9 protein-coding genes and 4 pseudogenes are annotated in these 10,388 nt (G+C 68.1%); 2 read left to right on the forward strand and 11 right to left on the reverse strand.

What is annotated here, in order from left to right:
* Positions 1–94 precede the first annotated feature (94 nt).
* Complete coding sequence (locus IG74_RS52560) at positions 95–1,207, reverse strand: terpene synthase family protein (RefSeq protein ID WP_158858048.1); 1,113 nt, start codon at positions 1,205–1,207, stop codon at positions 95–97.
* A gap of 175 nt (positions 1,208–1,382) precedes the next feature.
* On the opposite strand from IG74_RS52560, the pseudogene IG74_RS54880 reads away from it, so the two are divergent.
* Positions 1,383–1,485, forward strand: a pseudogene (locus IG74_RS54880) (4-hydroxy-3-methylbut-2-enyl diphosphate reductase); the annotation flags it as partial.
* Here the strand turns inward: IG74_RS54880 and IG74_RS54885 are convergent.
* From IG74_RS54885 to IG74_RS53860, 3 genes and pseudogenes are all read right to left on the reverse strand, one after another.
* A pseudogene (locus IG74_RS54885) lies at positions 1,486–1,616 on the reverse strand (4-hydroxy-3-methylbut-2-enyl diphosphate reductase); the annotation flags it as partial.
* Positions 1,613–2,626 (reverse strand): terpene synthase family protein, encoded by a 1,014-nt coding sequence (locus tag IG74_RS0142355; protein WP_030688667.1) that lies wholly within the window; start codon positions 2,624–2,626, stop codon positions 1,613–1,615. The pseudogene IG74_RS54885 and the gene IG74_RS0142355, both read right to left, overlap by 4 nt.
* Positions 2,627–2,635: 9 nt before the next feature.
* Positions 2,636–2,779 (reverse strand): annotated as a pseudogene (locus IG74_RS53860) (4-hydroxy-3-methylbut-2-enyl diphosphate reductase); the annotation flags it as partial.
* Positions 2,780–2,880: 101 nt separating this feature from the next.
* On the opposite strand from IG74_RS53860, the gene IG74_RS54890 reads away from it, so the two are divergent.
* Positions 2,881–3,078, forward strand: a complete 198-nt coding sequence (locus IG74_RS54890) for a hypothetical protein (protein ID WP_051856574.1) — start codon at positions 2,881–2,883, stop codon at positions 3,076–3,078.
* On the opposite strand, the gene IG74_RS0142365 is transcribed toward IG74_RS54890, so the two are convergent.
* The 7 genes and pseudogenes from IG74_RS0142365 to IG74_RS54895 form a co-directional block, all read right to left on the reverse strand.
* A complete protein-coding gene (locus IG74_RS0142365) occupies positions 3,068–4,051 on the reverse strand; it encodes a 4-hydroxy-3-methylbut-2-enyl diphosphate reductase (protein WP_030688669.1) in 984 nt (327 codons plus the stop codon). The genes IG74_RS54890 and IG74_RS0142365 overlap by 11 nt on opposite strands.
* A complete protein-coding gene (locus IG74_RS0142370) occupies positions 4,048–5,133 on the reverse strand; it encodes a polyprenyl synthetase family protein (protein WP_030688671.1) in 1,086 nt (361 codons plus the stop codon). The genes IG74_RS0142365 and IG74_RS0142370 overlap by 4 nt, the downstream gene beginning before the upstream one ends.
* The gene (ispG, locus tag IG74_RS0142375) at positions 5,126–6,307 is read right to left on the reverse strand and encodes a flavodoxin-dependent (E)-4-hydroxy-3-methylbut-2-enyl-diphosphate synthase (RefSeq protein ID WP_037827118.1); all 1,182 of its coding nucleotides are present in this window, start codon (positions 6,305–6,307) and stop codon (positions 5,126–5,128) included. The genes IG74_RS0142370 and ispG overlap by 8 nt, the downstream gene beginning before the upstream one ends.
* The gene (locus IG74_RS0142380; RefSeq protein ID WP_063761344.1) at positions 6,304–8,241 is read right to left on the reverse strand and encodes a 1-deoxy-D-xylulose-5-phosphate synthase; all 1,938 of its coding nucleotides are present in this window, start codon (positions 8,239–8,241) and stop codon (positions 6,304–6,306) included. The genes ispG and IG74_RS0142380 overlap by 4 nt, the downstream gene beginning before the upstream one ends.
* A complete protein-coding gene (gene ispH, locus IG74_RS0142385; protein WP_267885639.1) occupies positions 8,238–9,353 on the reverse strand; it encodes a 4-hydroxy-3-methylbut-2-enyl diphosphate reductase in 1,116 nt (371 codons plus the stop codon). Before ispH ends, IG74_RS0142380 begins: the two co-directional genes overlap by 4 nt.
* 528 nt (positions 9,354–9,881) lie before the next feature.
* Positions 9,882–10,241, reverse strand: a pseudogene (locus IG74_RS0142390) (transposase); the annotation flags it as partial.
* Positions 10,238–10,381 carry a hypothetical protein gene (locus IG74_RS54895; protein WP_420710040.1) on the reverse strand — a complete coding sequence of 48 codons (144 nt, stop codon included), beginning with the start codon at positions 10,379–10,381 and terminating at the stop codon, positions 10,238–10,240. The gene IG74_RS54895 and the pseudogene IG74_RS0142390, both read right to left, overlap by 4 nt.
* Positions 10,382–10,388 lie beyond the last annotated feature (7 nt).

Here is a 10,388-nt window from a genome sequence, read left to right on the forward strand (position 1 = left end):
GCTGACAGCAACATCGGCACAGCAACTCGCCCCCGAGTAAACCGAATCAGCACCCCGCACCTCGATACCTACCCCGCCAAAGAGGAATCGAGCACTAGTCGAGCTGGGACCACCACCAAGCCAGGGAGGGAACCGGAAGGGGGGCACAGGAGGAATCCGTCGGGGTCTCGCGGAAGCTGCCGCAGAGTTCCAGATGTTTAGAGGGGGTCACTCCGTCTTGTTGGTAAAGGGTATTGTAGCGGGGCGTGCGGAGACTCCAGTCGATGTTGGCGCGAATTCCGTGTCCCAGGCTGTCGAGGTAGATACGCAGCGCGGCGGAGGCCTTTCCTGCCGCGATCTGTTCCCGGAGCCGTAGGAACAGCACCATCATCCGGTCCCGCCACGCGGTGGCCATGCTCACGGCTTCCTCCTCATCGATGCCGTAGGCGGTGGAGAGGATACTGACCACGTTGTAGTCGTCTTGGTGCCCGAGGATCTCTTTATGCCGCGAGACTAAGTCGTTGTCCAAGGCGGGAATCATCCAGAACAGTTCGGTCACTGCCCTCACTCGCGGTGAGTCCATTTCTGCCCCCGGTACCTCAGCCGCGTTGGCGAACTCGAACATCGCCTGGGTGGGCGGGCCGCCCGCGTCGTGCAGGCGGGTGCGGAAATAGTCGTCCACGCCGACCTTTCCTGCTGCCGATCGGAGAGCCCGTTGCGTGGCCGCGGCGAACAGCCACCGCCGGTGCGCATGAATCCACCGCTCGGTCTGCACCGCCGTGCCCAAGCGCCGGTACGAGCGTGCCAGATCGCACAAGGCCCCTAGATGCCGGTCGTTGTCGGCCACCTGCTCATCTTCGGTTTCCAGTACGCGTAGCACTCGTTGTGCCACCGGGAGCAGCCCCGTGGCCTCTCGCGATGCACGGACCTCATCGCACCGTGTGTCGTCAAAGGAAAATCCCCAGTACACCCAGTTCGCGGCTACTTGAAATCGGTCTGGATCCGCGTGGGGGACCATGCCTCCGTAGAAGTCAGCGCTCGTGGACGCCAGCCATCGGTCGAGTTCGGCGGACGTGCGCACCACACCGACATGCTGCGCCCATTGTCCGGACTGTTCATGGGTCTTCGCAGCATCCGGATGCATGACCGGATCGACTGGGCAGAAGAACTGCCCCACTTCCAGCACTCCGAAATCGGACGAGCGCATCGTGGATTTTTCTACCGTCACCGCTGCATTCTCTGCTCTCGCACTCTTGGCAGTCCTGTGGTGGATGATCCGGACCGCGCGGTTGCGGTCGTTGACCGGTCTGGGCGCGCCGGTGGCGGCGGAGTTCCTGGACCCGACCACGATGACGAACTCGGCCTCTGCTTCACGGTGAGCCGATAGTTCTACGTGGCGTAGCCCGGTCGACGTCGCCGCAGTCGAGGTCCGCGACCCGTCGAAGGGCGGTCTGACTCTGCCAGACCGCCATCCCCGTCGACGAGACGATGGAGACCGTCGACGCGTACCAGCGTGATGTGGTCGGGCGTCTCACCTGACGTACCGATGGCCTCCTCGTGGCCTCATGGCCGATCAGGAGGATGCCTAAGGCGCCATGCGAGCAGCTGACAGCTTCCTTGCGGGCCTTGGCCTTCAAATTGACACACCCCCGGTGTGTGGGTCGACCCGAGTGGAAGCGGGACGGTAGCGGCCGGTGATCGCGTGCACGGCCCGCCATCCAGCCATCTGGAACGCCATGCCGTCGATGTAGGCAGCTGTAGCAGTCTGCCATTTTCCGAAATCTGGAAGATCGGCCCGCAATTGATTGAATTCATTCAAGTCGCGGTCATGCCAGCCGCGCACCACGGCACATGCCTGTTCTAAGGAGATATTCTCGCCCGCATAGTGTTGGGCCCCTCGGACGAGGTTGAGGTAGTCATCCTTGGTGTTGATGTCTTTCAGCAGTGATTGAACGTCATTGAAGTAGGCGACGATGCGCACGGCCAGTGATTCCAGCCGCTGGAGTACGGGATTCTGGTGTACCAGATCGGGCAGGGCTGCTTGCATGGGGACTTCGATCACGTCGATGAACGCGTGGACCATCAACGAGTGTTCGCGGATGAGCACGGCATCCTGTGGATGTGGGTAGCGGCGCTGTGCCCTGTACTCGTTCTCCGTGATGACAGCTGTGAAATATTGGCCGAGATGCGCCACCCATCGTTCCAGAGCTGCCGGAGGCAGGAATTTGAGGAATTCTGCCCGCATCGCAGCGAGTTGATGCCTGAGCGGCAGCTCGCTGTCCTGCGCGTCGCATTCCCCGCGCAGGATTGCCAAGGAGGCTTCTCGTGCATGCGTGAGGGTTTCGGCCGGCGCACCCTCGTACAGATCGTCGTTGTACATCGACCAGAGCATGAACCGGCATAATGGTTCCATCTGTTCCCGAGTGGCAGTCGGATACCAGTAACCAGTCATGTATGCGGTTTTCGTTGCCTTGTACTCCTCGGCGATCTGGCGGTTCACCACTCCTGCCAATTCTCCATCGATCAAGACCTGGTCGGTGTGTCGCTGCATCGCTTCGGCCAGCGGGTTGAGCATCGCAGGAAACGGATAACGAAGGCGATCCAGGGCGGCGGTCACCAGTTCGTTGAGTTCAGTGTCGGAGCTCATCAGAATTCATCTCTTCCGGACGGGTTGGACGACATGCTTGTTGGGCACGATCTCGTGGCGTACGTAGATCGGCCCCGTACCGCTCCAGGGCCTTCTCGATCGGAATCACGGCGCGGTCGACGTCCGCGCACAGCCACGCGGGGCGGCGGGCACGACCCTGCGGTCGTGCTCATGTGGTGGTCTCGGCCAGGCGGTGCAGCATGGGCAGGAGAGGCTCTCGAGTCTGAGGGGAGCAGGCCGAGGGAGGCCAGGATGTGGCAGCCTGCCTTGACCTGCTCGGCCAGTGGGTGGACATGCAGACGCGGATGGTGCCGTCGATGCCCTCGTCCAGGGAGATCCCGACGTCGATGGCCCGCTTGATGATGCCCTGGAAAGCCGGGCCGGCCGCGGTGACGCCCGAGGTGGAGGACGTAGTCGCAGCGCTGGCATGGCATGTCTGCCTCATGCCCTGATCCGTGCCGTGGCTTCCGCCCGCAGATCCCGCCGTAGCTCCTTCGGTAGCGAGAACACGATGGACTCCTCGGCCGCCTTCACCGTCTCCACGTCCGCGTAGCCGCGGGCGGCCAGCCACTCCAGGACCTCGTCGACCAGGATCTCGGGGACCGAGGCGCCTGAAGTGACGCCGACCGTGGAGACGCCCTGCAGCCAGGCCTCGTTGATCTCTGAGGCGAAGTCGACCAGGTAGGAGGCGTGGGATCCGGCCTGCAGAGCGACCTCGACCAGGCGCTTGGAATTGGACGAGTTGCGCGAGCCGACCACGATGACGAGCTCCGCCTCGGTGCCCATCTGTTTCACCGCGAGCTGTCGGTTCTGCGTGGCGTAGCAGATGTCATCGGAGGGCGGAGAGATGAGGCCGGGGAACTTGGTCTTCAGGGCGTCGACCGTCTCCATCGTCTCGTCGACGGAGAGCGTGGTCTGGGAGAGCCAGACGACCTTGGACGGGTCGCGGACCTCGACCTTCTCGACGTCCTTCGGACCGTCGACCAGCTGGATGTGATCGGGGGCCTCACCGGAGGTGCCGATGACTTCCTTGTGGCCCTCGTGGCCGATCAGAAGGATGTCGAAGTCCTCCTCGGCGAACCGGACCGCTTCCTTGTGGACCTTGGCCACCAGGGGGCAGGTCGCGTCAATCGTGGCGAGGTTCCGAGTCGCGGCCTCCTGGTGCACGGTCGGGGCCACGCCATGCGCCGAGAACACCACGATGGAGCCCTCGGGGACCTCCTCCGTCTGCTCGACGAAGATCGCACCCTTCTTCTCCAGGGTCTGCACGACGTACTTGTTGTGGACGATCTCGTGCCGTACGTAGATCGGGGCCCCGTACTGCTCCAGCGCCTTCTCGACCGCCTGCACGGCACGGTCCACGCCCGCACACCATCCCCGCGGGTTGGCCAGGAGCACGCGCTTACTGCCGGGTGGGTGGATCATGCGGTCCTCCATGCAGCCTTGTCGGCCAGCTGGTGCAGCACCGGCAACGACGCGAGCGTGAACGCAGCGCCCTCCAAGGAGCGGACTGCTTGCGTGTAGCGGTCGTGGATCATGTCCTCGACCGCGGTGTCCGCGCCGGTGGACCGCAGAATGCCACGCGCCGTGGCGGCACTCTCCTCGTCCAAGTCGGGATCGCCGACCAACCGGCGCAAAATACCGGCCTGTCGGCTGTCGGCGCGCTGCAGGGCGAGGGCGATGAGCGCGGTGTGCTTGGCCTCGCGCAGGTCGTCCAGAACCGGTTTGCCGGTGTCGGCGGGGTTGCCGAAGACACCGAGAAGGTCGTCGCGCAGTTGGAAGGCCTCCCCCATGGGCAGCGCGTAGGCGGTGAGCTCGTCGAGGAGCCGGGTGTCGGCGCCGGCAAGTGCGGCGCCGATGTGCAGGGGGCGCTCGCAGGTGTACTTGGCGGTCTTGTAGCGGACGATGCGCAGGGCGGTGTCGAGGTCGGTGGTGGGGCATCCGGTGGTGAGCAGGTCGAGGTACTGGCCGTACATCACCTCGGTACGCATGGTGCTGATTACGGGCAGGACGGCCTTGAGCTGGGCAGGAGTGAGGCCTGCGGTGTGCAGGATTTCATCGGACCAGGTCAGGGCCAGATCCCCGATGAGGATCGCGGCGCCGGTGCCCAGACGCTCTGCGCCGGCCTGCGTGCGGCCGTGGGCGTGGCGGGTGGCGAGGGTGTGGTGGAGGGTGGGGCGCCCGCGGCGGGTGGCCGCATCATCCATGATGTCGTCGTGGATGAGGGCGAAGATGTGGAATATCTCCAGCGCGGCCCCCACCTGCACCACCGGGGCGATTGGGCCGTGGCCGCCTGCGGCCTGCCAGCCGGTCACGCACAGCAGGGGCCGCAGGCGTTTGCCGCCGGCGGCCAGGAAGTCCTCCAGCGCACGGACTGCCTCCTGCGGCAGGCGCTGGGCGGCGGCCGCGGCGGCCTTGTGGGCGAGGAAGCCGCGCAGCACCGTGTCGACTTCGGCGCGCAGCGCCGCCAGGTCCAGGGGTTGGTCGACGAGGACGGTGTCAGTCATGGTGCCCGCCTGCCTCGGAGATGGTCCCGGCGTCTTCCGTGAGGCGGAGGGCCTCGTCCAGCAAGGTGGCGACGATCTTCGATTCGGGGACGGTCTTGATGACCGTCCCTTTGCGGAAAATCTGTCCTTTGCCGTTGCCGCAGGACACGCCCAGATCGGCTTCGCGAGCCTCGCCGGGTCCGTTGACGACGCAGCCCATCACGGCGATGCGCAGCGGGTGGGGAAAGCCGTCGAAAGCGGCCTCGACCCGGCCCGCGAGTTGGTGGATGTCGACTTGGAGGCGGCCGCAGCCGGGACAGGAGACGATCTCCAGCTTGCGGGGGCGCAGGCCGAGGGAGGCCAGGATGTGCACTCCGGCCTTGACCTGCTCCACCGGCGGGGCGGACAGGGAGACGCGGATGGTGTCCCCGATGCCCTCGGCGAGCAGGATACCGAAGGCGACCGCGGACTTGATCGAGCCCTGGAAGGCGGGCCCGGCCTCGGTCACCCCCAGGTGCAGGGGATAGTCGCACTGCTGGGCCAGCAGCCGATTCGCGGCGATCATGGTGAGCGGGTCATGGTGCTTCACTGCAATCTTCAGGTCTTTAAAGCCGTGTTCCTCGAACAGGGAGCACTCCCACAGCGCCGACTCCACCAGAGCCTGAGGTGTAGCACGGCCATACCTGGCCAGCAGCCGCGGATCCAGGGACCCGGCGTTCACGCCGATCCGGATCGGCACGTTGGCGGCCGCAGCGGCGTGGGCGATCTCCCCTACCCGGTCGTCGAACTTCTTGATGTTGCCCGGGTTCACCCGCACCGCCGCGCAGCCCGCGTCGATCGCGGCGAAGACGTAGCGGGGCTGGAAGTGGATGTCCGCGATCACCGGGATGGGTGACTTCTTCACGATGGTGGGGAGTGCCTGGGCGTCGTCGGCGGAGGGGACGGCGACGCGGATGATGTCGCAGCCGGCTGCGGTGACGGCGGCGATCTGCTGCAGCGTCGCGTCGATGTCCGCGGTGCGGCTGGTGGTCATGGTCTGCACTGTGACCGGTGCGCCGCCGCCCACCAGGACATCGCCGACGCGCAGTTGGCGGGCGGGGCGGCGGCGCACCGGATCCTTTCCCCCGGAAGGGGCCGGAGCCCCGGGGACGGCGGGGATGGCCGTGGTGGGCAGGCCGAGGTCGGTGGTGGTCACCGCTGCCTCCTGGGGGCCGGGGTGGGGGTGTCGTTGGCGCGGTGCGGGCCGTCGGCCCCGGGGTGGGGCTGGTGGAGGGGGGCGCCGGTGCGGGCGAGCAGGGCGGTGTTGGTGATGGCTTCCGCGGTCAGGCCCGCCTGCGCCAGCAGGGCCTCTCTTGGGCCGTGGGGGAGGAAGGCGCGGGGCAGGCCGAGCGGGATGAGGCGGGTGGTCACGGCCTGTTCCTGGCAGGTCTGCAGGAGGGTGGTGCCGAAACCGCCGGTGCGGATGCCGTCCTCCAGGGTGATCACCAGGCGGTGGCGGGCCGCCAGGGCCGGGAGGGCGGGATTGATCGGGAGGAGCCAGCGGGGGTCGGCGACCGTGACCCCCGTGCCGAGCTCCTCCAGCTCCACGGCGGCTTCGAGGGCGGTGGTGGCCAGGGGGCCGGTGGGCAGGATCAGGACGTTAAGGGCGCGGGCGGGGCTGCGGTGCAGGATGTCGATCCCGTCCATCCGCGCCAGCGCGGGGACCTCCCCCCCGGCGGTGGCCTTGGGCAGCCGCAGCACGCTCGGCCCGTCGGTGTGCGCGGTGGCCTCGCGCAGCAGCTCGGCCAGCTGTTCGGGATCCCGGGGCGCGGCGATGCGCAGGCCGGGGACAGCGGCCAGGAGAGCGAGGTCCCACATGCCGTGGTGGGACGGTCCGTCGGGTCCGGTGACGCCGGCCCTATCCAGGACGAAGGTGACCGGCAGCCGGTGCAGGGCCACATCCATCAGCACCTGGTCCATCGCGCGGGTCAGGAAGGTGGCGTAGAGGGCGACGACGGGGTGCAGGCCGCCCAGGGCCAGTCCGGCGGCCGAGGTGACGGCATGCTGCTCGGCGATGCCGACATCCAAGACCCGCTCCGGGAAGCGTTCGTGCATCGGGTGCAGACCGGTGGGCCGCAGCATCGACGCGGTCAGAGCGACGATGTCGTCCCGCTCGGCGGCCAGCTGACGCAGTTCGCGGCCGAACACCGAGGTCCAGGACGGCTTCGGGGGGCTTGTCGGCTGGCCGGTGGCCGGGGCGACGGTGCCGATGGCGTGCAGGCAGTCCGCCCCGTCCGCCTCGGCCGGGCCATAACCCTTGCCCTTGACGGTCATCACGTGCACCACCACCGGGCGCCTCAGCGCCCGCGCCCGGCGCAACACGGCTTCCATCTCCGCGGTGTTGTGGCCGTCCAGGGGGCCGAAGTAGGTGAAGCCGAGGTCGGTGAAGAGATTGCGGCAGGCCTCCGCCCCGCCACCGGTCTTGAGCACGCCCAGGTGGGCGGCGAGGGCGCCGGTGGTGGGGGCATACGAGCGGCCGTTGTCGTTCAGCACGACGATGACCGGCCGGTCCCTGGCTGCGCCGATATTGTTCAGCGCCTCCCAGCACATACCGCCCGTCATCGCCCCGTCGCCGACGACGGCGACCACCGCCCGGTCGGTCTCGCCGGCGAGGTGGCGGGCTGTGGCCAGGCCGTCGGCCCAGGACAGGGCGGTGGAGGCATGAGAGTTCTCGATCACGTCATGCGCGGATTCGGCCCGGCACGGGTAGCCGGACAGCCCGCCCTCCTGCCGCAGCCGGTCGAAGTCCCCGGCGCGGCCGGTAAGAAGCTTGTGAACATAGGCCTGGTGGCCGGTGTCGAACAGGAGCGTGTCGCGGGGCGAGTCGAAGACCCGGTGCAGGGCGATCGTGAGTTCCACCGCGCCCAGATTCGGGCCCAGATGCCCGCCCGTCGCACACACCGCCTCGATCAGGAACGCACGGATCTCACCGGCCAGCGCGGGAAGGCCCTCCCCGGGCAGGGCCCGCAGCGCCTGCGGCCCGGTGACCCGCGCCAGCAGCGGAAACCGCCGTCCCAGGCCCGCCGCACTATCAGGAGCCGGAACACCGGAGCTACCGGAGACGGCACGGGGCGAGGAGGACGTGGTCATGACGTCCTCGCAGCGGTCGGCGGGACGAAGGAGACCGTTTCGGTGGCAGTGGCGTGCTCGGCCACGGCGACCGGCCCCAGGCCGCCCAGGGCGGTAAGGACGTCCTCGACGAGGGCGGGCGGGGCCGACGCCCCCGCCGACAGCCCGACCGTCGCAGCGTTCTCGACCCAGTACGGACGGATACCGGACGCGTCCTCGACCAGATGCGCCGCGCACCCGCTGCGGCGGGCAACCTCCACCATCCGCACCGAGTTGGAGGAATCCGCCGAGCCGACCACCAGCAGCACATCCGACCTCTTGACGACTTCGACGACCGCCTGCTGGCGGTTAGTGGTCGCATAACAGATATCCTCCGAGCCGGGACCCCGCAGTGCCGGGAACCGGGCCCTGAGCGCGGCGATGATCTCGGCGGTCTCATCCACCGCCAGCGTGGTCTGCGTCAAATAGGACACCCGCGACACATCCGCCACCTCAAGAGCCGCCACATCGGCGACATTCTCCACCAGCACCGTCTGCCCGGGCGCCTCGCCCAGGGTGCCCTCAATCTCCTCATGCCCCCGGTGCCCGACCAGGATCACGGTGTCGCCGCGCGCAGCGAACCGCCGCGCCTCACTGTGGACTTTGGTCACCAGCGGCCACGTCGCATCCACCACCGCCAGATGGCGAGCGGCAGCCTCCGCGCGCACCGCCGGGGCCACCCCGTGCGCGGAGAACACCACCGCCGCCCCCCCGAGCACCTCGTCCAACTCGGCGACGAACACCGCACCCCGGCGCTCCAGGTCCTTGACGACGTGGGTGTCGTGGACGATCTGCTTGCGCACGAACACCGCACCGTCCTCCACCGTGGTAAGGAGGCCTTCTGCGGTATGGATGGCGCATTCCACGCCCGCGCAGAACGAGCGGGGGGAGGCCAGCAGCACCGTGCGAGGCCCAACCACCCGTGCCCAGGCCTCCACCACCGCCCCGGCCGCGCCCGCCGCACGCCCGTCCCCGTCCCGCAGGGCCCCGGCCGCCAGCACCACCTCCGCGCCCGCCTCCCCGGCGCCGGGGACGGGACTGGTCCGCAGCCGGAACGGCGCCCCCTGCCCCTTTCCCTCCGGCAAGACCTCCACCGGCCCACTGCGCACCCTCCGCCCGCCCCGCCGCAGCACCCCGGCCAGCAACGGCGACGCCGGACACGCCGCCACCCCGCCACCCGGGAACCGGACTTGGGTGGCCACCCACACCTCACCCGCCAACACCGCGCCGACAGGCACTGCCGCCACCCAGCCAGACCCCACCGGCCCCAGAACTTCTCCCATGCCCCGAAGAAGAGCCTCTGCCGGTACGCTTCCCGCCCCGAGGGCAGGCAGCGCAGCGGTCACAGCATGAGGAGGGCGGGGAGTACGAGGAATGGGGGAAGTGCGTGGCAGGGACATGGACCGTCACATCCAGCGGTTGAAAGCACAACGTCCTTGACCGGTACCTGCCCACCCCGCCTCAGTGCAGAAACGACACCCCACCCCCGCCCGGGAGCACGAGAAGCACTCAGCGCACAGCCCCTGATCCGCACGGCGTCCGGTCCATACGGGGCGCCCCGCACTTGCGCCGCCGCGCGCCCCGCAACCTTCGCCACGGCCGGGTCACGAAGACCGCCAGCCTCCGGGCCCTTCCTGGCCGGCCGCGATCAGGGCGCGGACGTTGATGATGCGGCCGCCCTCGCGGGCCTTCTGGGTAAGCGCGTCCGCCCAGACAAACGCGCAGGGGCCTTGATCCAGATGCCGGTTGCGAAACGCGGTAACCTGCTCGTCGGGGTGCTTGACCATCGCACCGACCTGGGACTTCGACAGCTGGGCCACCCCGAGGGACTCGGCGAGTTCCTCGGCCCGGCAGGTGGAGACACCGAGCAGGTAGGCAGTGGCGACCACCGAGATCAGGGCCTGCTCGGCCCGGCGGCGCCGTTCCAGGAGCCAGTGCGGGAAGCAACTGCCGGACCTGAACCTGGGGACGGCGAGGCTTATTCAGAGGCCAGTTTGTAAAAGTGCAATGCGATGACGGTGGAGATGGTTTGTGTAAAGGTCGCGATCGGCCGCCGGTAGTCGGTGTGCAAGATTCTCCAGGTCTTGAAGTTCGCGATGGTCCGCTCGATGACATAGCGGATCCGGTTG

Origin of the sequence: Streptomyces sp. NRRL B-1347, assembly GCF_000720325.1 — a bacterium.
Classification (GTDB): Bacteria; Actinomycetota; Actinomycetes; order Streptomycetales; family Streptomycetaceae; genus Streptomyces.